The 26,101-nt window shown below is 67.3% G+C and carries 23 protein-coding genes; 2 read left to right on the top strand and 21 right to left on the bottom strand.

The window, feature by feature from the left end; translation table 11 throughout:
• Positions 1 to 17 precede the first annotated feature (17 nt).
• From HHL27_RS02360 to ccmA, 21 genes are all read right to left on the bottom strand, one after another.
• The gene (locus tag HHL27_RS02360) at positions 18 to 2,408 is read right to left on the bottom strand and encodes an SPOR domain-containing protein (protein WP_169491751.1); all 2,391 of its coding nucleotides are present in this window, start codon (positions 2,406 to 2,408) and stop codon (positions 18 to 20) included.
• Between the two features lie 100 nt (positions 2,409 to 2,508).
• Positions 2,509 to 4,005 (bottom strand): cell division protein FtsZ, encoded by a 1,497-nt coding sequence (gene ftsZ, locus HHL27_RS02355; RefSeq protein WP_169491750.1) that lies wholly within the window; start codon positions 4,003 to 4,005, stop codon positions 2,509 to 2,511.
• 177 nt (positions 4,006 to 4,182) lie between these two features.
• A complete protein-coding gene (gene ftsA, locus HHL27_RS02350) occupies positions 4,183 to 5,466 on the bottom strand; it encodes a cell division protein FtsA (RefSeq protein WP_169491749.1) in 1,284 nt (427 codons plus the stop codon).
• Positions 5,467 to 5,469: 3 nt separating this feature from the next.
• Entirely contained in the window at positions 5,470 to 6,468 is a 999-nt protein-coding gene (locus HHL27_RS02345) for a cell division protein FtsQ/DivIB (protein WP_169491748.1), read from the bottom strand.
• A gap of 6 nt (positions 6,469 to 6,474) precedes the next feature.
• Positions 6,475 to 7,449 (bottom strand): D-alanine--D-alanine ligase, encoded by a 975-nt coding sequence (locus tag HHL27_RS02340; RefSeq protein WP_169491747.1) that lies wholly within the window; start codon positions 7,447 to 7,449, stop codon positions 6,475 to 6,477.
• Entirely contained in the window at positions 7,446 to 8,339 is an 894-nt protein-coding gene (gene murB / locus HHL27_RS02335) for a UDP-N-acetylmuramate dehydrogenase (RefSeq protein WP_338114804.1), read from the bottom strand. The genes HHL27_RS02340 and murB overlap by 4 nt, the downstream gene beginning before the upstream one ends.
• Positions 8,336 to 9,748 carry a UDP-N-acetylmuramate--L-alanine ligase gene (murC, locus tag HHL27_RS02330; RefSeq protein WP_169491746.1) on the bottom strand — a complete coding sequence of 471 codons (1,413 nt, stop codon included), beginning with the start codon at positions 9,746 to 9,748 and terminating at the stop codon, positions 8,336 to 8,338. Before murC ends, murB begins: the two co-directional genes overlap by 4 nt.
• Positions 9,745 to 10,959 carry an undecaprenyldiphospho-muramoylpentapeptide beta-N-acetylglucosaminyltransferase gene (gene murG / locus HHL27_RS02325; protein ID WP_169491745.1) on the bottom strand — a complete coding sequence of 405 codons (1,215 nt, stop codon included), beginning with the start codon at positions 10,957 to 10,959 and terminating at the stop codon, positions 9,745 to 9,747. Before murG ends, murC begins: the two co-directional genes overlap by 4 nt.
• A complete protein-coding gene (locus tag HHL27_RS02320; protein ID WP_169491744.1) occupies positions 10,956 to 12,191 on the bottom strand; it encodes an FtsW/RodA/SpoVE family cell cycle protein in 1,236 nt (411 codons plus the stop codon). The genes murG and HHL27_RS02320 overlap by 4 nt, the downstream gene beginning before the upstream one ends.
• Positions 12,188 to 13,519, bottom strand: a complete 1,332-nt coding sequence (gene murD / locus HHL27_RS02315; protein ID WP_169491743.1) for a UDP-N-acetylmuramoyl-L-alanine--D-glutamate ligase — start codon at positions 13,517 to 13,519, stop codon at positions 12,188 to 12,190. Before murD ends, HHL27_RS02320 begins: the two co-directional genes overlap by 4 nt.
• A gap of 4 nt (positions 13,520 to 13,523) precedes the next feature.
• The gene (gene mraY / locus HHL27_RS02310) at positions 13,524 to 14,588 is read right to left on the bottom strand and encodes a phospho-N-acetylmuramoyl-pentapeptide-transferase (protein WP_169491742.1); all 1,065 of its coding nucleotides are present in this window, start codon (positions 14,586 to 14,588) and stop codon (positions 13,524 to 13,526) included.
• A complete protein-coding gene (locus tag HHL27_RS02305) occupies positions 14,589 to 16,058 on the bottom strand; it encodes a UDP-N-acetylmuramoyl-tripeptide--D-alanyl-D-alanine ligase (RefSeq protein ID WP_169491741.1) in 1,470 nt (489 codons plus the stop codon).
• Positions 16,055 to 17,512, bottom strand: a complete 1,458-nt coding sequence (locus HHL27_RS02300; RefSeq protein ID WP_169491740.1) for a UDP-N-acetylmuramoyl-L-alanyl-D-glutamate--2,6-diaminopimelate ligase — start codon at positions 17,510 to 17,512, stop codon at positions 16,055 to 16,057. Before HHL27_RS02300 ends, HHL27_RS02305 begins: the two co-directional genes overlap by 4 nt.
• The gene (locus HHL27_RS02295; RefSeq protein WP_169491739.1) at positions 17,509 to 19,233 is read right to left on the bottom strand and encodes a penicillin-binding transpeptidase domain-containing protein; all 1,725 of its coding nucleotides are present in this window, start codon (positions 19,231 to 19,233) and stop codon (positions 17,509 to 17,511) included. Before HHL27_RS02295 ends, HHL27_RS02300 begins: the two co-directional genes overlap by 4 nt.
• Positions 19,230 to 20,006, bottom strand: coding sequence for a hypothetical protein (locus HHL27_RS22170; RefSeq protein ID WP_206069322.1), 777 nt, complete (start codon positions 20,004 to 20,006; stop codon positions 19,230 to 19,232). The genes HHL27_RS02295 and HHL27_RS22170 overlap by 4 nt, the downstream gene beginning before the upstream one ends.
• Entirely contained in the window at positions 20,003 to 20,998 is a 996-nt protein-coding gene (rsmH, locus tag HHL27_RS02285; protein WP_169491738.1) for a 16S rRNA (cytosine(1402)-N(4))-methyltransferase RsmH, read from the bottom strand. The genes HHL27_RS22170 and rsmH overlap by 4 nt, the downstream gene beginning before the upstream one ends.
• Positions 20,995 to 21,495, bottom strand: coding sequence for a division/cell wall cluster transcriptional repressor MraZ (locus HHL27_RS02280; RefSeq protein ID WP_169491737.1), 501 nt, complete (start codon positions 21,493 to 21,495; stop codon positions 20,995 to 20,997). The genes rsmH and HHL27_RS02280 overlap by 4 nt, the downstream gene beginning before the upstream one ends.
• 458 nt (positions 21,496 to 21,953) lie before the next feature.
• Entirely contained in the window at positions 21,954 to 22,313 is a 360-nt protein-coding gene (locus HHL27_RS02275; RefSeq protein WP_169491348.1) for a hypothetical protein, read from the bottom strand.
• A gap of 15 nt (positions 22,314 to 22,328) precedes the next feature.
• Positions 22,329 to 23,327 carry a cysteine synthase A gene (locus HHL27_RS02270; RefSeq protein ID WP_169491736.1) on the bottom strand — a complete coding sequence of 333 codons (999 nt, stop codon included), beginning with the start codon at positions 23,325 to 23,327 and terminating at the stop codon, positions 22,329 to 22,331.
• Positions 23,328 to 23,392: 65 nt separating this feature from the next.
• Positions 23,393 to 24,076 (bottom strand): heme exporter protein CcmB, encoded by a 684-nt coding sequence (gene ccmB / locus HHL27_RS02265; protein ID WP_169491735.1) that lies wholly within the window; start codon positions 24,074 to 24,076, stop codon positions 23,393 to 23,395.
• Positions 24,073 to 24,648 carry a heme ABC exporter ATP-binding protein CcmA gene (gene ccmA, locus HHL27_RS02260; RefSeq protein ID WP_169491734.1) on the bottom strand — a complete coding sequence of 192 codons (576 nt, stop codon included), beginning with the start codon at positions 24,646 to 24,648 and terminating at the stop codon, positions 24,073 to 24,075. Before ccmA ends, ccmB begins: the two co-directional genes overlap by 4 nt.
• 50 nt (positions 24,649 to 24,698) lie before the next feature.
• Between ccmA and HHL27_RS02255 the strand changes: the two genes are divergently transcribed.
• Together HHL27_RS02255 and HHL27_RS02250 are read left to right on the top strand one after the other, a co-directional pair.
• Positions 24,699 to 24,992, top strand: a complete 294-nt coding sequence (locus tag HHL27_RS02255; protein WP_169491733.1) for a 4a-hydroxytetrahydrobiopterin dehydratase — start codon at positions 24,699 to 24,701, stop codon at positions 24,990 to 24,992.
• Positions 24,992 to 26,098, top strand: coding sequence for a hypothetical protein (locus HHL27_RS02250; RefSeq protein WP_169491732.1), 1,107 nt, complete (start codon positions 24,992 to 24,994; stop codon positions 26,096 to 26,098). The genes HHL27_RS02255 and HHL27_RS02250 overlap by 1 nt, the downstream gene beginning before the upstream one ends.
• Positions 26,099 to 26,101 lie beyond the last annotated feature (3 nt).

Here is a 26,101-nt window from a genome sequence, read left to right as displayed (position 1 = left end):
GAGATGCCCCGCCGGTTTCAATCAAGCGGAAGAGTGTCCACCGGCTGGCCTGCCGGGCTCGTCCACTGATAGCTCGAAACCCCGTCCTTCTTCAGCGACTTGACGAAATCCTGCGCAGCCGCGTCGCTTTCGAAGGGCCCGGTCAGAAGACGGAAATTGCCGCGCCAAGGACTGAGGTAGGGCTTGCGCCCCTTCAGCACGGCGGCGTCCTTGACCAGCCGACGCCATTCCTTGCCCATCTGGTCGCGGTTGCCGCCGGTCAGGACCTGCACCCAGATCCGGCTCGGATGGCTCGGAGCCGCCTTGCCCTTGGCATCCTTCGCCGACTTGGCGTCCTTGCTCGACTTGGCATCCTTCGTCGACTTGGCGTCCTTGTCCGCCTTCGCGTCCTTGCCGGTAGTGCCTTTGGCACCCTTGGCAGACTTGTCGCCCTTGCCCGGCACGGTCTCATCGTCGGCTTGCGCGACGCGGACTTCCTTCTCGGTCGTGCGCGATACCGCGGTCGGCCCGTCGGGGCGCTCGCCCCGGGCTCCGACGCGACCGGCCGTCCTGGCATCCCTGGCACCCAGCGGCGCGTCCGTGGTCGCCACCTTCTCCGTCTTTGCCGATGCGACGGCCTTGGCGTCGCTCGTCCGCGGGCGCGGGCGGATCGTCGACAGATCGACCGCCGCCACCGCGCTCTTCTGCTCGTCCTCAGGCGCCTTGAACCCGTCGAAGAGCGCGCGGAAATCAGCCGGGGGCGGCGGCGCCTCGACACTCGCCACACGCGTCGACGTTGTGGCGGCGCCTGTCGCCGGCGGCGGTGCCGGCGTCGGCTGCACCACGGGGCTCGCCACGAGCGAAGGCCCCGCTGCCGCGACCGAGGACGCGGGCGCCGAAGCAGCCTGCGCCGACGCGAACGTAGTCGAAGGCGAACTCGCCACGCCTGATGGTGATGGCACCTGGGCCGCAAGCACGGGCGTGCCGGGCGTTGCAGCCGTGGCGGCAGCGGGTGCAGGCACGCTCTGCCGCGGCATCGTGAAGGTCTGGACCGAGCTCGCTGGCGCGCTCGCAAGCGGTCCGGGCCCGGAAGCGGAAGCAACCGTACCCGGCGCGCGCGTCACGGGAATGCTCGTGACCCGGGGCGGCAGCGGCGCACCGGGCGGCAGGTCGAGTCGCGACAGCGGGTAGTTGGCGCCGGCTGCCGAAGAACCCTTGGCGAGAGCAGTCCCCGCCCCACCGCTAGAGATTGCCGCCAGCCCTTGCGGCTGGGATGACACGCCCGCCCCTGCCACGGATTGTATTGTCGCGGATTGCGCCGGCGCGGATTGAACCGGCGTGGGCTGGACGACAGGAACGGCAACAGACGACGCTGCAACGCTCGTCGCCGGCGCGCGCGAAGGCGTTGTCAGCAGCGAGCTGGAGGTTGCCGGTCGATTGGCGCTCGCCGCGGGCGTTGCCAATGCCAGTTGCTGGTCGCGTCCGGGCCTGCGCCGCTTCTCGCGACTGGCCACTTGCGTGCCCTCGCCACCGAGAGCCTCACCCGCAGGGATCAGGCTGCGGTCGACGCGCGGCGCGCGTGGATGAAGCGCGGCATACTGCACGACCTTGGGATCGTCGCGCCCGATGTCCGCCGCCCGTGGAAAGCGACCGAGGTTGGCCGCAGCGGCCTGTTGCGCCGGCGTGAGACGTGGCATGAACCGAAGATACGGCGCGATGCCCGAGGCGAGGTCCTGCGGCATCGACGAGTACGCGACCGAAACAGCCTCGTCCGGGTTGCCGCTGATCGCCATGATAAAGGTACGAGCGCGCCACGCCGCGCGATCCTGCCGCTGGATCAGCGGCGCCAGCACGGTTTCCGCTCCGCGCCGGTCACCCGCGATGGCCAAGCTCAACGCATAGCGGCGGACCAGCTCGTCGTTGCTGCCCCGCGCCATCGCCTGCTGATAAAGCCGCTGCGCCGCCGCGTTATCGCCAACCAGATCGTAGGCGAGCCCACGGTCCTGCGCGAACATCGACAGATCCGAGCCTGCCGCCTGCGCTTCATCGAAATAGCGGATCGCATCGAGCGGCTGGTCGGCCTTGAGCATGGCCGTGGCAATCTGCGCCTTGACCTGCCCGTTGCCCGGCGCAACCTCGTTGGCGCGCGAGAAGAACCCGACGGCCGCATCGGTATCGCCAAGCTGCAGCGCCGCCGTGCCCGCGTCTATCAGCGCCGTCAGGTTACGCGGATCGCGCGCCAGCCGAGTGAGCGCCGAATTCAGCGCTTGGGTCGGTGACAGGGTCCCTGTGCCCGTGGTCGACTGGACCACCGGCTGCGAAGTCGTGGCGGTCTGGGCATCTGCGACCAACGGCACGGCCGACAGGGCGATCAGGCAGACGCCACGGCGAAGCATGGCAAAGGGCGAGCTGGTTGTCCGGCGCATCATCGTGCCGACCCCATAGCGGCGCTGACCTTAAGCGGCGGCAACGAACCGACCGCCGCGTGGAGACGGCGCCACTCGCAAGCAAGCGGCGCCATGTTCCGGTTTACTGGTTGTTCTGGCGACCCAGGAAGCGAGGGATGTTGAGCGAACCGCCATCATCCTGCGCCTCGTCTTCAGATGCGCGCGACGTCCCGCGCGAAAGGTTCGCCATGCGTTCGAACAGCGTGCTGCCCGCCGCCGGCCGTGCCGGCGCAGGCTGCGGAGCTGGAGCTGCACGGCCAAAGCGCGGCGGCGTGGGCTCTTCCTCCGCCGGACCGAGTTGCAATTCGTCAGCAACCGGCGCGGAAGGCGCGGGCTCGGCCTGTTCTTCGCTCAGATCGAGCGTCAGGTCGAGCGCACTTTCCTCGGGCTGTTCGAGCGAGGCAAAACCGGGCTGGACCGGCGCCGCAGCTGGCGCCGGCGTCCAGGCGTCGGGCGCAGGCTCGGCCACCGAAGGCGGCTCAGCAGCGGCAACCGGGGCAGCCGGGGCTGCCGGCACGGCGGGGCCACGCGCGGGCGCGGCGCCCGGGAAAGCGGGACCACGCGATGCGCCGGGGATCGAGGCCGGGCGGGCGGCGATCTCGGCCTGCTCGGCGCTCTGCTCGATGCCGGTGGCAACGACCGAGACGCGGATCTTGCCATCGAGGTCGGGATTGAAGGCCGAACCCCAGATGATGTTCGCGTTGGGATCGACCAGTTCGCGAATGTGGTTCGCGGCTTCGTCGACTTCGAGCAGCTTCATGTCGTCGCCGCCGATGATCGAGATGATCACGCCTTTGGCGCCCTGCATCGACACGCCGTCGAGCAACGGATTGGCGATGGCGCGCTCGGCGGCTTCCAGCGCGCGGTTCGGGCCTTCGCCCTCGCCCGTGCCCATCATCGCCTTGCCCATCTCGCCCATGACCGAGCGCACGTCGGCAAAGTCGAGGTTGATCAGGCCCGGCATGACCATCAGGTCGGTGATCGAACGCACGCCCTGCTGCAGCACTTCGTCCGCCAGCTGGAACGCTTCCTTGAACGTGGTCTCCGCCTTGGCGACCAGGAACAGGTTCTGGTTCGGAATGACGATCAGCGTATCGACGTGCTTCTGCAGCTCCTCGATGCCGCTGTCGGCGCTGCGCATGCGGCGCGTGCCTTCGAACAGGAACGGCTTGGTCACCACGCCAACGGTCAGTACGCCCTTGCGACGCGCTGCCTCGGCGATCACCGGCGCAGCGCCGGTGCCGGTGCCGCCGCCCATGCCGGCCGCGATGAACACCATGTGCACGCCTTCGAGCGCGCGCTCGATTTCCTCGATCGTCTCTTCGGCGGCGGCACGTCCGACTTCTGGACGGGCGCCCGCACCAAGGCCCTGCGTGATATCGGGGCCCAGCTGGATGCGGGTATCCGCGATCGAGTTGTTGAGCGCCTGCGCGTCAGTGTTGACGACGATGAAGTCCACGCCTTCGATACCGGCGTGGATCATGTTGGCGATGGCGTTGCCGCCTGCACCGCCCACGCCGATGACCGTGATGCGGGGCCGAAGTTCGTCGATCGCCGGCGGTCCGATGTTGATGCTCATGTCGGTCTCTCCCTCAGCGGGTCAGATTGGTGGCGCGACGCGTGAGACGCCGTGCGATGCGGCTTTGCACAATCCTTGGCACACAACGTTTCGTCGAATCAAAGTTAAACTCGGCTTTTCCACAGGATGGAGTGGCGAAATGCTCCGCTTTCCAGCCGATCCGGGCGCCTGCCCTGCTCAGAAGTATTCCCGCAGCGCGCGCCAGACGCGGTTGATGAGCTTCATCCCCTTGTAGCTGCTTTCCGCGGGGTTCCATTTCGGTCCCACCGCGCGGATATCGACCGGGTCTGCGGCGGCGTAGAGAACCAGCCCGACAAGCGTCGACGAACTCGGCGTCGCATGCCCCGGTGGCAGGCCCAGCATCGTCGGCGGGGAGCCGATGCGTACTGGCCGGCCCAGCGCGCCTTGCGCGAAATCGGCAAGGCCAGGAAGCTGTGCCCCCCCGCCGGTCAGCACCACCTGCTGGCCACTCTGTCCCGTAAAGCCCATGGCCTTCAGCGCCTTGGCCACTTCTTCGGTAAACCGCCCGAGCTGCTGGGTGATGACCGAGATCAGTTCGGCACGCGGGATGCGGTTCTTGTCGTCGGCATGCCTTGCCACCGGCCCGCCTTCGGGATCGCCCGGAGCGTTTACCGGGATCATCTCGCGATGGTCGGCGGGGCTGGCGATGGCCGAACCCGACATGCACTTCAGCCGTTCGGCCTGATAACGGCGAATGCCGAAAGCCGAAGCGATGGCATCGGTAATGTCGCCCGATCCGAACGGGACCACCTGCATGCCAAGCAGCATGCCCGCTGCGTAGACCGAAACCGTGGTCACTTCCGCGCCGAACTCCACCAGAGCGACGCCAAGCTCGCGCTCCTCGGGCGTCAGGCAGGCATGGCCCGCCGCAACCGGCGATCCGACCACCGCCTCGACCTTCAGGTGCGCGTTTTCGACGGTTTCCTTGATGTTGCGGATGGGAGCGCCATCGGCCAGCATCACGTGGATGTCGACCGCCAGCCGTTCGGCGTGGAGCCCCTTGGGGTTTGGCACGCCGTGCGCACCGTCGAGCGTGTAGTGCGCAGGCTGCGCGTGCAGCACGGTGCGGCCATCGGGCTGGATCACCTCGCGTCCGGCGACCAGCAGGTGCTCGATGTCGTCCTGTTCGATCCGCCGCCCGCCGACTTCCACCTCGACCCGGGCTGTTGTGCTGACCAGCCCGGCGCCCGAACAGCCGATCCACACCGACTGCACGCTGGCATTGGCCATCTTCTCGGCCCGTTCGATGGCGTCGCGCACCGAATGGGTCGCGGCCTGCATGTCGGTGACATAGCCGCGCTTGATCCCTTGGCTGGCGCGATGGCCGGACCCGAGGACGACCATCTCGCCGGTTTCCGAAAGCCCGGCGATCATCGCCGACGTCCGGAACGAGCCAAGATTGACGGCGGCAAAGACCTTGGTGATGCGCGGCACGGCCATTGGTCAGTCCTGCGCGGTCGCGGTGGGCTTGGGCAGCGCCGCCGCGCTCGATGCGGCGACCTGCCGCCCAGCCTTGGCGGCCGCCTTGGCCTGCGCCGCTGCCTTCTGCTGCGCTGCCAGTTCGTCGGCATGGCCTGGCACCCGCAGGTAGATGCGGTCGGGGGCCCGCATGTCGAAGCTGGCGACCCGGCCACCCAACAGGCGATCGACGCCATCCATCCTTGCAAAGGTCACCAAGGCAGCCGCTGATTCATCCTCGCCTTCGGGAAGGGCAAGGATCTGTCCGGTCTTGAAGGTCAGGTTCCAGCGCCGGTTGCCGATCCACTCGGCCTCTGCCACCTGCGGCTTCAACGCGGGCGCGGCTTCCAGCAGCTTGCCCAGATCGATGACATGACCTTCGGCCCCTTCGCCCGAAAGCACGAACATGCCCTTGGCCTTGGTCGCGCTCACCGGCTCTAGCTCGTGCCCGGTCTCGTCGATCAGCACCAGCTTGCCGCCCTCGCGCATCACCGCGTGCGGGCTGCGCTCGACCACGTCGACCACCAGAGTGTCGGGAAGCTGGCGCGAAACGCGGGCGTCCTTCACCCAGGGAAGCTGCAGCAGGCCATCGCGCAAAGCCGCAAGGTCCAGCCTGCTCATCGCCTGATCGCGCTGGCCCAGCACGTGCTCGTAGATCGTCAGCTCGTTCATGCGATTGACGCCGCGCACTTCGACCCGCTTGACCTCGAAGCCGGAATTGGCGGCGACTTGCGCCAGCTTGTCTTCGGCCAGCGCAGGCACTCCGGCCACGCTAGCAAGCGTCCATACGAGCGCCGCGGCAATCGCCAGGAACCCGGTCAGCAGAATGCGGTGGAGCGTTTCGTCGCTGAACGGCAGCCAGCGACGCGCTTGGTTGACGGCGCTGCCGGTCTGCTTCTTCGCGGTTGCCACTTTCGCGCGCGCGCCCTTGGCTGCGGTTGCCCGCCGAACGCCTTTGCCTCCTCGCCGGATCGTCTGCGCCATGGCGACCTAGCCCTTCCCCCCGTCGGATGCCTTGCCCGCCGCTGCGTTGGCCTTGCCGGCCAGCGCATCGGCGATGATCGCCTCGACCAGCTCCTCGTAGCTCATGCCCAGCTTGCGCGCCTGTTCGGGCACAAGGCTCAGCGGCGTCATGCCCGGCTGGGTGTTGACCTCCAGCAGGAACAGCCCGTCGATCCCCTGCTCGTCATCCCAGCGGAAGTCGCTACGGCTGGTGCCCTTGCAACCCAACAGGCGGTGCGCCCGCAGTGCAATATCCTTGCACGCTTCGGCCACATCTTCGGGGATTTCCGCCGGACAGATGTGGTCGGTCATGCCTTCGGTATACTTGGCATCGAAGTCGTAGAAGCCCGACTTGGGCTTCAGTTCGGTCACCAGCAGGGCCTTGTCGGCGATGACGGCAGTCGTCAGTTCCTTGCCACGGATGAAGGGCTCGGCCAGCAGCTCGTCGAACTCCTGCCACGGACCGATGCTGTCGCGCGCGATTGGCGTGCCATAGTTGCCGTCGGCGGTCACGATCGCGACGCCGACCGAGGATCCCTCGTTCACGGGCTTGAGCACGTAAGGACGCGGCAGCGGATCGCGCTCGAACAGCTCGGCGGTCTGCACGATGCGCCCGCCCGGCATGGGAATGCCGTGGGGCACCAGCGCCTGCTTGGTCAGCTCCTTGTCGATGGCAATAACTGATGTGGCGAGGCCGGAATGCGTATAGGTCAGCCCCATCAGGTCCATCATGCCCTGCACGGTTCCGTCCTCGCCGGGCGTGCCGTGCAGCGCATTGAACACGACATCGGGCTTCGCCTCGGCCAGCCGCAGCGCCACTTCGCGATCCATGTCGATGCGCGTCACCGTATGGCCGCGCGCTTCCAGCGCCTTGGCGACGCCCTCGCCGCTCATCAGCGACACCGGCCGCTCGCTCGACCAGCCGCCCATCAGCACTGCGACGTGAAGTTTGGGAAGGGTCACTGCTTGCCTACTCTCTGAATTTCCCACTGCAGTTCGACGCCCGACTGCTCTTTGACCCGGCGTCGCACTTCCTCGCCCAGCGCTTCGATCTCGGCGCTGGTCGCCGCGCCGGTGTTGATCAGGAAGTTCGTGTGCTTCTCGCTCACTTGCGCCCCGCCCAGCGTCAGCCCGCGGCAACCGGCCTTGTCGACCAGTTCCCACGCCTTCGCGCCATCTGGGTTCTTGAAGGTCGAACCGCCTGTCTTGCTGCGCAGCGGCTGGCTGGCTTCCCGCGCGGCGCTGATCCGGTCCATCTCCGCCTGGATCGCGCTCGGCTCCCCCGCTTCGCCCCGAAAGCGCGCGGCAACCACGATGGCGCCATCGGTCAGTTCACTGTGGCGATAAGTGTAACCAAGCTCCGAAAGCGGCATGGTGACGAGTTCGCCAGAACGAATTACAACATCGCAATCGATCAGGATGTCCTTGACTTCCCTGCCATATGCGCCGCCGTTCATGCGCACGAACCCGCCCACCGTGCCGGGGATGGAGCGGAGGAACTCAAGCCCCGCGATACCGCTGTCCCGCGCCGTGGAGGACACCAGGATCCCCGATGCCCCACCGCCGCAGTCCAAAGTCTGATCGTCGATACGCGTGACCTTGGAAAAGTTCTTCCCCAGCCGCACCACAACCCCGGGCACGCCACCATCGCGGACGATCAGGTTCGAACCGAGGCCCAGCGCCATGACCGGAACGTCGGGTGCAAGGCCTGCAAGGAAATCCTGCAGGTCCGCCACGTCCTTCGGCTCGAACAGCCATTGCGCCTTGCCGCCGGACTTGAACCACACCAGCGGCGCAAGTGGAGCGTCGGGGGTGAGCTTGCCGCGCACCGGCGGCAGGGCAAGCGCGGTCACACCGCCGCCCTTTCCTGCTCGATGGAACTGGCAAGGCCCGCGGCCCACTTGGTGATGTCGCCTGCGCCAAGGCACACGACCATGTCGCCAGGTTCGAGCGTGCCGGCGAGTTCCTTTGCTAGCGCGGCGGGTCCGTCGATCAGGTGGGCGCTGCGGTGGCCGCGGGCCTTGATCCCTTCGACCATGGCGGCGCTGTCGACGCCCTCGATCGGCTGCTCGCCTGCCGGATAGACCGGAGCTGCATAGACCACGTCGGCGTCGTTGAACGCGCCCTGGAAGTCCTCCATGTGATCGCGCAGCCGGGTAAATCGGTGCGGCTGCACCACGGCGATCACGCGGCCGCGCACCCCTTCGCGCGCCGCAGCGAGCACCGCGCGGATCTCGACCGGGTGATGGCCGTAATCGTCAATGATCGCAGCGCCCGAAACCTCACCCACCTTGGTGAAGCGGCGCTTGACCCCGCCGAACTTGGCAAAGCCGGTGCGGATCAGATCTTCGGACACGCCCATCTCGCGCGCCACGGCCACCGCCGCCAGCGCGTTCTGCACGTTGTGACGGCCGGGCATCGGCAATTCGATGTCCTCGATCCGGCGGAAGCTGCCATCGCGCTGGCGCAGCACGGCGGTGAAGCGGTTGCCGCCCGGGATAGGCGTCACGGCTTCGCCGCGCACGTCGGCCTGCGCCGAAAAGCCGTACGTCACCACGCGGCGATCGCGCACCTTGGGGATGACCGCCTGAACTTCGGGGTGGTCGATGCACAGCATCGCCGCGCCATAGAATGGCACGTTCTCGATGAATTCGACGAAGGCATCCTTGACCCGCTCGAACGAGCCGTAGTGATCGAGATGCTCGGGATCGATGTTGGTGACGACCGCAATGGTGCCGTCAAGGCGCAGGAACGAGCCGTCGCTCTCGTCGGCTTCAACCACCATCCATTCGCTGTCGCCCAGCCGCGCGTTCGAGCCATAGGAGTTGATGATGCCGCCATTGATCACGGTCGGATCGATCCCGCCGGCATCGAGCAGGCAAGCGACCATCGAGGTCGTGGTGGTCTTGCCATGCGTTCCCGCCACGGCGACCGTGCTCTTGAGCCGCATCAGTTCGGCGAGCATTTCCGCGCGGCGCACAACCGGCACGCGTGCTTCGAGCGCGGCAACGACTTCGGGGTTGTCGCGCCGGACCGCAGTCGAGGTGACGACGACCGAGACGCCCTCGACGTTTTCGGCGCGCTGGCCGATCATCACCTTGATGCCCCGGCTGCGCAGCCCTTCGACGACATAGCTTTCTGCAAGGTCCGAGCCTTGCACGGCATAGCCCATGTTGTGCATCACTTCGGCAATCCCCGACATGCCGATGCCGCCGATCCCGACGAAGTGGATCGTGCCGATATCGATGCCGACGCCCTTCACCGAGCCGCTCCCTGTGCCCGTGACTGACGCGCCAGCGCCTCGTTCGCCTGCGCGAGCGCGCTCTGCGATTCGCCAACGCGGATCACGTCCATCAGCGGCGCGCCGCCGAACCCTTCGACAAGGTCGGCAAGATCGCTGACGGCATTGGGCAGGCCGCAGTTCCAGGCGGCGTGCGCGGCATTGGCAAGGGTCTGGGGATGAAGCGCCATCGTCTGGATTTGCTTTGCGAGTTCCTTGGGGGTGAAGCCGTTCTGGCGGATGGCACGCGCCCCGCCCGCCCGCACCAGTTCGCGCGTGTTCGCGGCCTGGTGGTCGTCGGTGGCGATCGGCAAGGGAACGAGGATTGCAGGCCGACCGACCGCGGTCAGTTCCGCGATGGTCGATGCCCCGGCGCGCCCGATGAACAGGTGCGCGTCGGCAAGCCTGCTTGCCATGTCTTCGAAATAGGTACCGAGTTCGGCGGGAATCTGGTGGCCGGCATAGCGCGCGCGCACTGCTTCGAGATCTTCAGCCCGGCACTGCTGCGTCACCTGCAGGCGGTGGCGGAGAACGGCGGGCAGCATTGCCAACCCGTCAGGCACGACATCGGACAGGACCGATGCACCCTGGCTACCGCCTGTTACCAGCACGCGAAACAGCGTATCGTCGCCGAAATCGGGGAACGGCTCGCTGCGCAAGGCCAGCACTTCGGGCCGCACGGGGTTGCCGACGCAGTGCACCTTGCCATCGAGCTTCGGGTCGAGCCGATCGACTTCGGCATAAGCCGTGGCGATGGCATCGACGCGCGGCGCAAGGTAGCGGTTGACCCGCCCCAGCACGGCGTTCTGTTCGTGGATCACCGTGGGGATCTTTGCCGCGCGCGCCGCCAGCAGCGCGGGGAGCGCGGGATAGCCGCCAAAGCCGACCACGCAAGATGGCTGGAAGCTATCGAACAGGCGCAGCGCCATCGCCCGGCCACGCCAGATCGCGGCCAACCCCTTGGCCAGCGCCACCGGATTCCTGCCCAGGCGCCCCGCCGGCAGCACGTGCGCGGGCATGAAGTCGGGCTTGCCAGGGATCTTCGCGCCGCGCTCGTCGGTCACCAGCGCAACGTGGTGGCCGCGCCGTTCAAGTTCCACTGCAAGCGCGAAGGCGGGCAACATGTGCCCGCCCGTACCGCCTGCTGCGAGGACGAAGTGCCGCGAGACACCCGGTGGCCTGGTACCGCTCATTTGCGGGGAAGCTCCCTGAAATCGAAGGATTCGCGGCTCAGATAGGGATTTCGCCGGGTAATGGCGAGCAGGAAGCCGACGCCCAGGAGCAGTGCGATGGTCGAAGAGCCGCCATAGCTGATGAGCGGCAGAGTCATCCCCTTCGACGGAAACAGCTGCAGGTTGACGAGGATGTTGATGAACGCCTGCCCCGCCAGCTGCGCGGTCAGGCCAGCGCCGGCAAGGATCGTGAACAGGTCGTCTTCGTCGACCAGGCGAAGCATCACGCGCACCACGATCGCGCAATAAAGCAAAACGATAGCGGCGCAGGCGATCAGGCCGAATTCTTCGCCGATGACCGAGAAGATGTAGTCAGTCTGGGCTTCGGGCAGCGCCATCTTGCGGCTACCCAGCCACAGACCCGTGCCGTTCCACCCACCGTTGAGCAGCGTGCGCATCGCAAGGTCGACCTGGTCGAACTCGCTGCCGCCCGAAATGAAGCTGTCGATGCGGTGCGTTGCGTTGGGGTAGAACAGGTAGGCGAGGATCACGACGACGATGCCGCCCGCCATCGACCACAGGATGCGATTGACCGGCAGGCCTGAAAGCAGCACCAGCACGAACCACACGCCGCCGAACAGCACGGTCGAGCCGAAATCGGGCTGCGCCATCAACAGCACGCCCGTCAGCCCCATCAGCCCCATGGTGATGGCAATCACCGGGATATTGGGATCGCGCAGCCGCCACGACAGGATCCAGGCGACAGCTATGGCGAAGCCGGGTTTCAGGAATTCCGACGGTTGCAGGCTGAACCCGATATAGAGCCAGCGCTTGGCGCCCTTCACTTCGCTGCCGACGAGCGGCACGAGGACGAGCGCAACGAGCATCGCACCTGCGATCAGGATGGCTAGTCGCCGCGCCGATTCCTTGGGCAGGAGCGAAGCAAGGAACATCGCCACCAGCCCCACCGCCAGCCAGCGCAAGTGCAGCCAGAAGAAATACAGATCGCCCAGCGTCTTCTGCGCGGTCGACAACCGGTGCGCGCCCGCCGGCGACGCTGCTGCGACGGCGATCATGCCGACGACGACCAGCGCCATGATCAGGCCGAGCAGCACGCGATCGATCTCGCGCCACCAGATCACCAGTTCGCTACGCCGGCTGCGGCGATAGCGGTTGCCCCGGCCGACGACGCGAACGCCGCCATCCTTGGTCGGCGTGGTGACGTGGCGGGTCGGCTCGGCCGTCGTGCTCACGCGCCATCTCCTGTCGGACAGGGCGCATCGCGATCGGCGATCAGCGCCTCGACGATCTGGCGAAAGCTGTCGCCCCGCGCCTCGAAGTTGCGGAACTGGTCGAAGCTGGCGCAAGCGGGCGACAGCATGATCACTTCCCCGGGCTTGGCCGCGTCCATGGCGTGGCGCACGGCATCGCACAGCATTTCGCTGCGCTGCACGGGCATGATTGGATCGAGGATCTCGGCAAAGCGCGGGCCGGCCTCGCCGATGGTGTAGGCCTGGACCACGTGCTCGAAATAAGGGGCGCACTCGTCCAGATCGTCGCCCTTTGGCAGGCCGCCGAGGATCCAGTGAATTCGCGGGAAGGCGCCGAGCGCCGGCGCGGTCGACGCCGGGTTTGTCGCCTTGCTGTCGTTGATGAACAGCACGCCGCCCGCTTCGGCGACGCGCTCCATCCGGTGCGGCAGGCCGACGAACGTCTCGAGCCCCTTGCGCCAGACGTCCTCGCCGATGCCGAGCGCCGAGACGATGGCAATCGCGATGGCCGCGTTCTGCAGGTTGTGCGGGCCCTGTAGCGATGGCCAGGCAGCCTGCCCCGCGATCGCATTGGGATCGACGATCTGGACCAGATCGCCTGGCCGGCTGCCCGACACTTCGCCCGCAATGCGCAGGGTGTGCGGATCGCCTCGTCCGAACACGGCGTGCTGTTCGGCCCGCTGCAGCGCGAACAGCCGCGCCTTGGATGCTGCATAGGCATCGAAGCCGTCGTAGCGGTCTAGGTGGTCCGGGCTGAGGTTGATCAACGCAGCGACGTCGGCTTGCAGGCTGTAGGTCAGATCGATCTGGTAGCTCGAGAGTTCGAGCACGTAGACCCCGCCTGCGGGCAGCGGGTCCTGACCCAGCACCGGCAGGCCGATATTCCCGCCCATCCGCGTGGGAATGCCCGCCGCCTTGATCAGGTGGTGGACCAGTGCGGTGGTGGTCGACTTGCCGTTCGTTCCGGTGATGCCGACGACGCGGTGTGCCGGCAGGCTGGGCCGCGCCAGCGCGAACAGCTCGATATCGCCGATCACCGGCACGCCGAAGCTCGCCGCATGAGGTCCGATCGGGTGACGGTTGAGCGGCACGCCCGGCGAAACGACCACGCCGGCAAACCCGGTCAGGTCCATGGCCAGCGGATCGGCCAGCGTCGCCCGGCCATCACAGGCGGCGCGCGCTTCCTCGCGCGCGTCCCACGCAACGACATCCGCCCCGCTCTCCAGCAGCGTCTCGACACTGGTCAGGCCCGATCGGGCAAGGCCGAGCACCGCGTAGCGCTTGCCGGAAAAGGCGGGCGAGACGATCATCCGCTCATCGGACCTTCAGCGTGGCGAGGCCGATCAGCGCCAGAACGATCGACACGATCCAGAAGCGGATCACGACGGTCGATTCCTTCCAGCCCAGTTGCTCGAAGTGGTGATGGATCGGCGCCATGCGGAACACGCGCTTGCCGGTCCGCTTGTAGACGAACACCTGCACGATGACCGAGACGGCCTCCATCACGAACAGACCGCCGACGATGGCGAGCACGATTTCATGGTGCGCCGAGACCGCGATCACGCCCAGCGTGCCGCCCAGCGCGAGGCTGCCGGTATCGCCCATGAACACGGCGGCGGGTGGCGCATTGAACCACAGAAAGGCAAGCCCTGCCCCCATCACGGCGCCGCAGAAGATCGCAAGCTCACCCGCACCGGGCACGTGCGGGATGCCGAGGTAATGCGCAAAGTCCGAACGGCCGGCGAGATAGGCGATGATCGCGAACGTACCCGACGCGATGATCACCGGCATGATGGCGAGGCCGTCGAGCCCGTCGGTCAGGTTCACCGCGTTGCCCGCACCGACGATCACGAAGGCGGCAAAGACGTAATAGAGCGGGCCAAGCGGAATGTAGAGGTTGCTGAACACGGGGACGTAGAGGTTCGTCTCCGTCACCACCAGGGCCGCGGCGATGCCTGCCACCACGAACTCGCCCAGCAGGCGCACCTTGGCCGGAACGCCCTTGTGGGCGTACTTGGTCACCTTGTCGTAATCGTCGAGGAAACCGATCAGGCCGAAGCCCCAGGTCACCGCAAGGCACGCCCAGACATAGCGGCTGGTGACGTCCATCCACAGCAGCAGGCCCAGCGTCGCCGAGATGACGATCATCAGCCCGCCCATCGTCGGCGTGCCGCGCTTGGCAAGGTGGCTCTGCGGTCCGTCCTCACGGATCGGCTGGCCTTTGCCCTGGCGGATGCGCAGCATGTTGATGAAGCGCGGGCCTATCACCAGACCGATCAGAAGCGCCGTCAGCAACGCCGCCCCGGCGCGGAAGGTCTGGTAGCGGAAGAGGTTGCTGAACCCCTCGTAGTGAAGCAGGTGCGCCAGCAGGTAGAGCATTCAGTTTTCCCTGGCCGTCAGGGCACGCACCAGCGCACCCAGCCCGACCGAATTCGACCCTTTCACGAGGATGGCGTCACCACCCTGCGGTCCTTCTGCAGCAAGGCATTCCGCCGCTTCGGCCGCCGTAGGGACATGATCGACTTCGATCGCCCGGGCAAGCGCGCCACCATCGCTTTTCCCCAGTGCCTGCGCCAGCGCGGCCATTTCCGGCCCCACCAGGATGACCCGGTCGATCTTCGCGGCGAGCAGCGGTTCGGCAAGGTCGCGGTGGTAGCGCTCTTCCTCGGCACCCAGTTCGCGCATCGAACCGAGAACGGCGACGCGGCGCGCTGCCGGCGTTGCGCCCAGCTGCTCGATCGTCACCCGCATCGAAGCGGGATTGGCGTTGTAGCTTTCGTCGATCAGGAGCGCTTCACCCGACCCATCGCCCGCGCGCGCGGCCACGGTATGGCGCGCCCCGCGGCCGGCAAGGCCCTCCATCTCAGCAAGCGCAAGGCCCGCCGCGCCCAGGTCGCCGCCGATTGCCTCGACCGCGGCCATCACCGCCAGCGAATTGGCGACCCAGTGCGCGCCGGGCTGGGCGATGGTGTAGCACAGCTTGCGGCCAGCCAGTTCCGCCGTCACCAGCGTGCCGCCGCCAGGTGCCGCCACCGCGTCCAGCAGCCGCGCATCGGCATGGGCTGCGCTGCCGAAGGCGATGATCCTGGCGGCATGCTGCGCTGCCTTGGCGCGCAGGCGCTCGTAGTGGCGATTGTCCGCCGGAATGATCGCAACGCCGTCCGCTTCGAGCCCTTCGAAGATCTCCGCCTTGGCATCGGCGATCGCTTCCTCGCCCGAGAAGTGCCCGATATGCGCGGGCGCGATCGTGGTGACGATGGCGACGTGCGGACGCACCAGCCGGGTCAGCGCGGCCAATTCGCCGGCATGGTTCATGCCCATCTCGAACACGCCGAAGCTCGTGCGCGATGGCATGCGCGCCAGGCTCAGCGGAACGCCGACATGGTTGTTGTAGCTCTTCACCGAACGGTGCGCGCGGCCGCGGCTGCCGCGGTCGAGCGCAGCGAAAAGGGCTTCCTTGACCCCGGTCTTGCCCGCCGATCCGGTAACGCCGATAATCCCCGCATCGACACGGTTTCGCGCGGCTTTTCCAAGATCCTCAAGCGCACTTGAGGTATCCGATACAAGCACATGCGGGTGCTCGATCGCCCGATCCACGATCGCGCCAGCAGCCCCTTTGTCGAAGGCGCCGGTCACGAAGCGGTGACCATCGGCACTTTCGCCCTTGAGCGCAAAGAACAGGTCGCCATCGCGAACTTCGCGGCTGTCGATTTCGCAGCCCGACACTTCGAACGGGCCGGATGCCACCCCGCCTGTTGCCGCAACGATCTCTTCGGACGTCCACAGCGCCGTGCCGCGCGCATCAGCCGGATCGGTCGGCCATGCCATCAATGCGGGGCGAGCGGTCATGCGGTGCACTCCCTTGCCACCTGCACATCATCGAAGGGCAGTACCCGAACCGCGTCGCCGCGCCCGATGATCTGGCCCTGTTCGTGGCCCTTCCCGGCCACGAGCACGATGTCGTCACGGCCAGCCATGGCGATGGCGGCGCCGATGGCCTCGCGCCGGTCGCCGATCTCCTGTGCCTTTGCGTCGCAACCCGTCATCACCGCGGCACGGATCGCTGCCGGATCTTCGCCGCGCGGATTGTCGTCGGTCACGATCACCACGTCCGATCCGGCACAGGCGCTACGGCCCATCTCGGGGCGCTTGCCCCCGTCACGATCGCCACCAGCGCCGAACACCGTGATCAGCCGGCCGCCGACGTGCGGGCGAAGCGCCGCAATCGCTGCCTCGATGGCATCGGGCGTGTGGGCGTAGTCGACATAGACCGGCGCACCCGCCCGATTGATCGCGGCGCGTTCCAGCCGACCCCGCACTGGTTGCAGGCGCGACAGCGCATCGAATGTGGCGGACGCTTCGCCGCCGCTCGCCAGCACGAGCCCCGCCGAAACGAGCGCGTTGGCCGCCTGGTAGGCGCCAATCAGTGGCAGCGTAACCTTGCGGCGCGTGCCCTCGTGCTCGATCTCCAGCACCTGGCCGAGCTGTGTGGGGGTACGGGAGAGCAGGCGGACCGCAGTCCCCTGCTCTCCCACCGTGAGCAGCCGCAACCCCCTACGTCCGGCATGCTCGACTGCCCGTTGCGACCAGGCATCGTCAGCCCAGATGACGGCGGCACCGTCACTGGCGACAACCTCGTCGAACAGGCGCATCTTGGCCGCAAAGTAGTCTTCCATCGTCGCATGGTAATCGAGATGGTCGCGGCTGAGATTGGTGAAGGCGCCCGCGACCACGCGCAGGCCCTCGTTGCGGAACTGGTCGAGCCCGTGGCTCGAAGCTTCGTAGGCGACATGAGTCACGCCTTCGCGGGCAAGGCCGGTCATGTTCGACAGGAAAGTGACGATATCCGGCGTGGTGAGGCCGGTCGAAACGCTCTCGTCGGCCGTGGTCACGCCGAGCGTGCCGATCGAGGCCGCCGGGTGCCCGGCCATGCGCCACAGCTGGCGCGTCATCTCCACGGTCGATGTCTTGCCGTTGGTCCCCGTCACCGCAACGATCGTCGCCGGCACCGGGGTAAAGAACCCAGCTGCCAGCCGCGCGAAGGCGCGGCGCGGTTCGGCATCGGCGATATGCGCCGCGCCTTCGACTTTCGCGTCCGGGCGCGCCACGATCGCCACCGCACCGGCCTGCACGGCGGCTTCAATGAAATCCTCGCCATTGAAGCGCGTGCCAGGGAACGCGCCGAACACCGTGCCGGGCGCCACCTTGCGATGATCGATGGCAAAGCCGGTGACGTTGGCATCGCCATCGCCGCTCGCGCCGAGCGCCAAGCCCGCCTGCGCGATGAGCGTTGCCAGCCTCATTCACCCTCTCCATTGCCGATCAGCGGGCTGAGGTCGGAAATATCAACGTCGCGCGTCGCATCGGGCACGACGCCGAGCAGCGGCCCGATGCGCGGGACCACCCGGCCCACCACCGGCGCCGCGTTCCACGCCGCCGTGCGCTGGAACGAAGTCGCCTGCGTGCCTTGCGGCTCGTCAAGCATGGCGATGACCACATAGCGCGGCTTGTCCATAGGGAAGGCCGCCGCGAACGTCGCGATGAGCGAGGTCTTGCGGTAGCCGCCGCTGCCGGGCTTTTCTGCCGAGCCGGTCTTGCCGCCGACGCGGAAGCCGGGCGCATCGGCTTTCTTGCCGGTGCCGTCGACCACGATCATCCGCAGCAGCTGTCGCAGGCGGGCGCTGGTCGACGCCTTGAACACGCGCTGGCCTTCGGGAACCTTGTCCGGCGCTACCTTGAACAGCGTCGCCGGGCGCCACACACCGCCGTTGACCAGCGCGGCATAGGCCGAGGCGAGGTGCAGCGGGCTCACCGCCATGCCATGGCCATAGCTGACCGTCATCGTGGTGATCCGCGCCCAGTCGCCCTTGGGCCAGATCGGAAAACCACGGGCGGGCAATTCTATGCCCGGCCGCTCGTTCATGTGCAGTGCCATCATCGTGCTGCGCAGTGCCGGCCCGCCGAGCTTGTCGGCAACCTGCGCCGTCACGATGTTCGACGAGTGGATCAGCGCTTCGGGCACGTTGAGCGAAGCGCCGAAATTGTGGCTGTCGTGAATGGTGAAGCGGCCGATGTGCAACTGTGCCGCGGGATAGCGCACGGACATGTCGCCGATCACCCCCGCATCGAGCGCCGAGGCGACCGTCACCGGCTTCATCACCGAACCGAGTTCGTAGACCTGGTTGGTCACGCGGTTGAACACCAGCCCGTTGAAGGCCCGGTCCGAACGGTTGGGATTGAACGAAGGCAGCGAAGCGAGCGCGATGACCTCACCGGTATCGCTGTCGAGCACCACGCCTGCGGCACCCTTGGCATTGGATTCGAGCATGCCGCGGCTGAGTTCGTCCTCCAGCGCGCCCTGCGCCCGCGCGTCGATCGACAGGGCGAAGGGCTGGCCGCGCTGCGCCGGATCGAGCAGCCGCTGCTGCAGCACCTGCTCCATGCCGACATGGCCCTCGCCCGCTTCGTCGACGTAGCCGAGCACGTGCGCGGCAAGGGAGCCTTGCGGGTAGTAGCGCTGGTTCTCGCGCGGGAATTCCAGAGCCGGCTCGCCCAGCGCGAAGACCTTGTTCGCTTCTTCCGGCAGCACCCGCTTGCGCAGATAGCTCGGCTTGTCCGACTTCAGCCGCTCCACCAGGTCGGCATAGTCGGCGTCCGGAAAGATCGTCATCAGCGCCTTGGCGACTTCCTCGGGCGTCTTGACGAGTGCGGAACCGCCTTCGCCCAGTGCCTTGGGATTGAACCACAGCGAATAGGACGGGAACGCCCGCGCCAGCACCACGCCGTTGCGGTCGGTAATCTCGCCGCGCGGGGGGAGCAGCGCTTCGGCCATCGAACGGCGCTCGGGCGCATCCTCAAACAGGCCCAGTTGGCCGATCCGCACCAGCGCGGTCAGCGTGGCGAAGACGAACAGCAGCAGCACCCACAGCGCGCGCACCTTGGCCGTCACCAGCGAGCGCTGGCGGACGTTGGCCAGCTGGACGCGGCCAGAAGCGATCGCGGCCGAGGCGGTCAGCGCGTTCACTTGGTTGCCTTCACCTCCCTCTTGCCCGCCGCAGCAGGCTTCTTCGCAACCGGCGACTTAGTCGCCGATGCAACCTTTGCGGAAGGCTTGGCTGAGGGCTTGTCCACCGGCTTGTCCTTCCTGGTGGCAACCTTGGCCGGCTTGTCCTTGCTGTCGGCCTTGGCCTGCTTGGTATCCTTCGCAGGCTTTGCCTTGCGGGCAGACTTGACGCTGTCGTCGCCATCCTTGGCGACGAGCTGACGGATGCGCGGCTTGACGGTCGCATCATCGCCACGATCGACCTTGGCCAGCCGCTCGCCGAGAGATGCCGCGGCCTTGGCATGGTCGATCTTTTCCGCCTTGGGCTTGTCCTCGTCCGCCTCGGCGCCAAGCGGCTTGCCCGAGAGCGGCGAAACCATCGCCGGGAAGGCCGCCTGCGCCACCACCGCATCGTCGGCGCTGGCCACGCGGATCGGCTCGGGCGCATCGGGCTCGACCGGCTTCGACAGCGCGGCAAGCTGGCGCTCGTTCTCGAGGTATTGGCCGGCAGTCGGCGCAACGTAGCCGAACTCGACGTCGTTCCAGGCCTTCAGCTGCTGCTGGTTGGCACGCGTCTCGAACTCGGTTTCGAGGTACATCTTCTCCTGGCGCAGCGCGACGATCTTCATCTCGGCGTGGTGCACCTGGCTGCGCAGCGCGTTGACGCGGAAGGCGAGCACCATGACCAGCGCGGCGCAGATCGCGAGCAACGCGATCCAGCCGATCGAACGCAGGCGATGGGCGGTGACGATCATGCCGCGATGCTCCCCTGATGTTCCCGCGCCGGGGCGGACGTGCGGACCGCCCAGCGCAAGGTTGCCGACCGCGCGCGTGGATTGCGCGCCTCTTCCGCAGCGGTCGGACGGATCGCGGCGGAAGGCTTCTCGAAAACGGGCTTCAGGGTGGGCGCGGTCTGCGGCAGGTGGCGCGAGCCGCCCGGCGTTGCGCCCGCGCCTTCGCGCAGGAACTGCTTGACGATGCGATCTTCCAGGCTGTGGAACGTGACCACCGCCAGCCGGCCACCCGGCGCCAGCACCTTTTCCGCCGCAGCAAGACCCGCCGCCAGCTCGTCGAGCTCGCCGTTGACGTGGATGCGCACCGCCTGGAAGCTGCGGATCGCCGGGTCCTTGGGCGCATTCTTGCCGCGCATGCCGGGGACGTAGCCCAGCGACTTGCGCACCACCGCCGCGAACTGCCCGGTCGTCTCGAGCGGCCGCGCCGCGACAATGGCGCGCGCCACGCGGCGCGACTGACGCTCTTCCCCGTAGCGGTAGAGGACGTCGGCAATTTCCCCCTCGTCGGCTTCGTTCAGGAAATCGGCCGCGCTTGGCCCCTCCTGCGACATCCGCATATCCAGCGGCCCATCGACGGAAAATGCAAACCCGCGCTCGCCCTGGTCGATCTGCATCGAAGAGACGCCGATATCGAGCACGACGCCCTGAACCTGCGCAATTCCGGCCTCTGCAAGCCCTTCGGCAAGCTCGGAAAAGCGCCGGTGGTGCAGCACCAGCCGCACAGGATTTCCACAGGTTTCTCCCCAGAGTCGCCCGGCTTCGATCGCATCGGGGTCCCGATCGAAGGCGTGGACGGTAACCCCGGCGGCGAGCAGGCGGCGGGTATACCCGCCCGCACCGAACGTACCGTCAACCACCACGTCGCCGGCGGCAGGCGCCAACGCCTGTTCGACTTCATCGAGCAGCACGGGAATGTGCGGGGCGTCGGCGGGAAGATCGGGATACTGCGTCACTTGCGCCGCCCCTTGCTCGATGCCTCGGCCATCAGCGCACGGCAGGTCGCCTTGGCGGCATCCCAGCCCGCGCCCATCTCGAACAGCACTTCGGGCGCCCAGATGGTGAAGTGCGAACCGCCGCCATGGAAATAGAGCGCCTCGCCGATCGAGGCCTGCTCCCCCAGGTGCTCGGGCAGGACGAAGCGGCCCGAATCATCGAAGCTCACGCGCATGAAGCCGAACAGCTGCGCGGCGCGCATGTCGGGGTCGAACTCCTCGCGCCGTTCCAGCGCGACGCGCTCTTCGTGGGCAATCTGCTCGGCAAAGCTTTCGGCGCGGGACAGGCCGAAACCGACGAGGCAGGGATGCTTGGCATGCTTGTCGAGACACAGCACGCGCTGGCCGGCGGAGGCATCGCGGACGGTGCTGCGGAAATCTGCGGGGAGGACGAAGCGGCTCTTTTCGCCGCGCGGCGAAAAGCCCTGCCCCCAATAATTTGACGGCCCTCCAGCCACGTCAAAAGCCCCCGCGCCCGAGACAAAAAGCTCCTGCCTTCCGGCAAGCGCTAGGCGCTGCCGGCCATCCCCCGCGGATGCGACATGGAGTTCGTCCCGATGAACCTAAGTCTTAACTCGGGAAGCAGCGGGCCACAACGGGATTTTACGGGAATTTGCGGTCAGGCGTTCGTTTTGCTCGAGTTTTTCGCAAGCAATGATCCACTATCGGCCGACAATGAATAGTGGGGAAACCACGATCACCCGCACAAATCCGCGAGTTTTAGAAAATGACCTGCACCCGCCCCAGCCGATCCCTCTGCCCTGCCCGTATTTTCCCGTAAAAATCCGGACCCCACCCGATCGCGCCCGCTGAGATGGCGAATCGGCAAGTCAGCCGCGGTCACGGCGTGCGCCGAGCCGCACACGGTGACGGTATTCGGGATGCTGGAGGAACAGGCGGCCGAACCGCCGGCCGATCAGGGCTTGGGCCGCGCGGCGGGTTGCTGTGCGGGCGCGGCGGCCCCGCCGCCGTTGACCGGAAGCTCGGGCGCGACGCCCATGTCCACCAGCGGATCGTTGGCGGCGCTCGAACTTGCTGCCGCGTCGGGCATGGCGGCTGCGGAATCGCCCACTTGCGCGCGGTCCATGATCACGTTGGCCAGGCTGACCAGCAACAGCATGCCGGCAAGCCCGAACAGCCCGACCTGCAGCCGGTGTACCGCCTGCGCCCGCAGAGCGCGCGGGGACAGCGGCACGTGGTGGATGGGGGCAATCGGCGCTTCCGCCCGTGCGGCCGCACTTTGTGTCTTGCGCTTGGGAATGCCGGGGAACGCCATTCCCGCAATCCTAGCTTATTGCTTGAGCCAGGGAAAGACCGGCAGCCCCTTGGCCTCGAGCCAGGCGGGATTGTACAGCGATGACAGATAGCGGAAGCCGGTGTCGCACAGGATCGTCGCAACCCGGCTGCCCTTGCCCAGCTGCCGGGCCAGCGCCACGGCCCCCGCCACGTTGATCCCGCTGGACAGACCAAGGCACAGCCCTTCCTCGGCGAGCAGCCGCTCGACCCAGTAGAGCCCTTCCTCGTCCGAGATGCGGAACTGCGTGTCGATCGGCGCGCCTTCGAGGTTGGCGGTGATCCGCCCCTGCCCGATGCCTTCGGCCACCGACGATCCTTCGGCCTTCAGCTCGCCATTCGCGTAATAGTTGTACAGCGCCGCGCCATGCGGGTCGGTCAGCGCAATCGTCACGTTCTCGTCGAACGATTTGAGGCCGAGGCCCGTGCCTGCGATCGTCCCGCCGGTGCCGGCAGCGCAGGTGAAGCCGTCGATGCGGTGGCCCATCTGCTCCCAGATCTCGGGCGCGGTGCTTTCGATGTGAGCGCGGCGGTTGGCGATGTTGTCGAACTGGTTGGCCCAGATCGCGCCATCGGTTTCCTCTGCGATGCGGCGCGAGGTGTGGACGAAGTGCCCGGGGTTGGAGAACGGCGCTGCAGGCACCAGCACCAGCTCCGCCCGCAGCGCGCGCAGCGTGTCCATCTTTTCGCGCGAATGCGTCTCGGGCATCACGATCACGGTCTTGTAGCCCAGCGCATTGGCAACCAGGGCAAGGCCGATGCCCGTGTTGCCGGCCGTGCCTTCGACGATCGTCCCGCCGGGCTTGAGCAGGCCCTTCTCCTCGGCATCGCGCACGATCCACAGCGCGGCGCGGTCCTTTACCGACGCACCGGGATTGGCAAATTCGCACTTGCCATAGATATCGCAGCCGGTCTCCTCGGACGGGCCGGCAAGGCGGACGAGCGGCGTGTTGCCGATGAGCGAAAGCGAATTGGGGGTAAGCGCAGAAACGGTCATGGCGAACGAGTTAGGATGCGTCCGCGCAATCGGCAACGAAATTGCGCTTGGGTGAAGGCAAGTGCCTATTCCCGGGCCGCGCGCAGCGCCGCGCCGCCGGCAAAGGGCGCTATGGCGAGCGCGGCGAGGCTGCTCGCACCAAGCAGGGCAAGACCGCCTTCTCCGCCCGGCTGCAGCGAACCTGCGCCAAAGATCAGCAACGGCACGGCCAGCGGGATCGCCAGCATGCCGCCGAGTGCCGACCCTGCGCGCAGCCCGGCCGTCAGCGCGGCGATTGTCACGCCGATGGCGGCAAGCCCCGGTGTCCCCAGCAGCAGGCCCTGCTCGATCGTGATCAGTTGCGCCCGGTCGAGTGACAGCAGCCCGGCCGAAATCGGCGCGGCCAGCATCAGCGGCACGCCAAAGCTCAGCCAGTGGGCCACGATCCGCACCATCAGCACGGCTTCTTCGGCAAGCCCGCGCAGCGCCCACTGGTCGAAGAAGCCCGCCTCGACATCGGGTTCGACCAGCCGGTCGAGCGGCAGGATCGCGGCAAGCAGCGCCGCCACCCAGATCACGCCGGCGCCGGTGCGGCCCAGCAGCTTCGCATCCGGCCCCACCGCGAACGGGAACAGCATCGCGACCGCCAGGAAGAACAGCAGCGGAAGCACCGCCCCGCCGCGCCCCAGCGCACCCTTGAGCAGGAGTGCAAGGTCACGCGCAAAGATCGTCGCCAGTGCTTTCCCGGCGTTCCCGGTCCCGCCACTCATGGCAGGTGCTCCAGCAACGAGATGGTCCGCAACCGCTGCAGACCTAGCGGCTGGTGCGAGGCTATCACCGCGATGCCGCCCATCGCCCGATGCGCCTCGATCGCCGCCTGCGCAGCCGCGCCCCAGTGCGTGTCGAGTCCATTGAGCGGCTCGTCGAGCAGCCAGATCTGCGCCCCGCTTGCCGCCAGTCGCGCAAGCCCGGCGCGCTTGCGCTGCCCGGTCGAAAGATAGCCGACCGGCACGTCGCGCAGGTTTTCAAGCCCGAAGTCGGCGCGCGTCGCCTCGCCACCGTCGATCCGCTGCCAGAACGCCAGTGCCTCGCCCAGCGGCCTGTGCGCATCGAGCGCCAGCCGTTCGTCCGACAGCGCCAGCGCGCCTTCGCGCTCGACATGGCCCCAGGCCGGGCGGAGCAGTCCGGCGAGGATGCGGATCACGCTCGACTTGCCGATGCCGTTGGGGCCCGCCAGATGCAGCGCCTCGCCCGGCTTCAGATCGAACGACAGCGCGCGCACCAGCACCCGGTCGCCGCGCCGGCAGGCGATATCGTAGGCGGCAAGGCGGGCGGGTTGCATGAACGCGCGCGATAGGGGAAAGGACGGGGCCTGCCAAGGAGAGCGAAACAATGGCCATCGCGCGCCTGTCCCAGTCAGAGATCGAAACCGCGCTTGCCGATCTGTCCGGCTGGGCCCTGCGCGAAGACGGCCTCGCCATCTTGAAAGCCTTCCGCTTCGCCGATTTCAGCGAAGCGTTCGCCTTCATGTCGCGCGTCGCGCTGGAGGCGGAAAAGACGGACCATCATCCCGAATGGTTCAACGTCTACAATCGCGTCGATGTCACGTTGACCACCCACGATGCGGGCGGGATCAGCGCGCGCGATCTTGCCATGGCTGCCGCGATGGAGCGGTTCGCACGCTGATGCGGCGGCTGCTTGCGGCGCTCGTCGCCCTCTGCCTGCTGCCATCGCCCGCATTCGCCAAGGCTCCGTGGCCCGAGGGCTTGTGGCGCGGCACCCTCGGAACGGCGCCGGTACAGGTCTGCCTCGAACGCAACGGCCTCGACGAACTGGAGGGATCCTATTTCTATCTCAGGCACCTGCGCCCGATCGCCCTGCGTCTCGACGGCAAGCTTCTGCAAGAGGACGGCGGCGCCATCTGGACGCTGCGCAAGGGGACTGGCGCAAACCTTGAAGGCACGTGGCAACGGGCGAAGCGCGCCCTGCCGATAAGGCTGATGCCCGTCGCGTGGAAACCGGCGGAGACATGGGATGGCCCTTGCGGCAGCCGCGCCTTCATCGCGCCACGGCTCAAGCCGGTCACCATCTCCCGCCGCGCGCCCCAGGCAAAAGCCAGCCTCGGCTACGACGAACTGCATTACGATGTCGGCGCGGCTTTCGATTCGGTGGACATCGCCTCTTTCGCGCTGAAGCCGCAGCTGCCGGGCGACGCCGCGATCAATGCCGCGGTGGCGCTCGATCCGCTCAAGCCCGGTTCGGTCGCCGACTTTGCCGAATGCATGGCCGGCAACCTTTCCAGCCTTGGCACCGATGGCGATTTCTCGCTGGCACTGACGCCACAGGCGGTGCGTGGCGACTTTCTGACCGTCGCGGTCGCGCAAGGGTACTTCTGCGGCGGCGCACACCCAGACGCCGTCACCACCTACCGCACGTTCGATCGGCGCACCGGCAAGGAATTCGCCCTTACTGACTGGTTGGCATCCTCCGCCCGCCAGCCGATCGACGGCGATACCAGCGCCGGCAGCCTCATCCAGCCGACCGAAGCGCTGCGCAAGGTCATCCTCGCGCACTTCCCGCGCCCTGCCGACGACACCGAGGGCTGCTTCGATCTTGTCGCAAGCTCGGAGTTCTGGACCGTGTCGCTGACAAGCGATGGCTTCGCCTTCGAACCGTCGCTGCCCCATGTGGCGGCGGCCTGCGGCGATGTCGCGGCGCTGCCATTCGCCGCGCTTGCGCCCTACCTTTCCTCCGCCGGGAAGGCAGGGGTTGCCAGGATCACGCGCCGCTGAACG

The organism is Novosphingobium olei (genome assembly GCF_012927405.1).
Classification (GTDB): Bacteria; Pseudomonadota; Alphaproteobacteria; order Sphingomonadales; family Sphingomonadaceae; genus Novosphingobium; species Novosphingobium olei.
The sequence above is the reverse complement of the archived record's forward strand: the minus strand, read 5'-3'. Positions and strand labels throughout refer to the sequence as shown.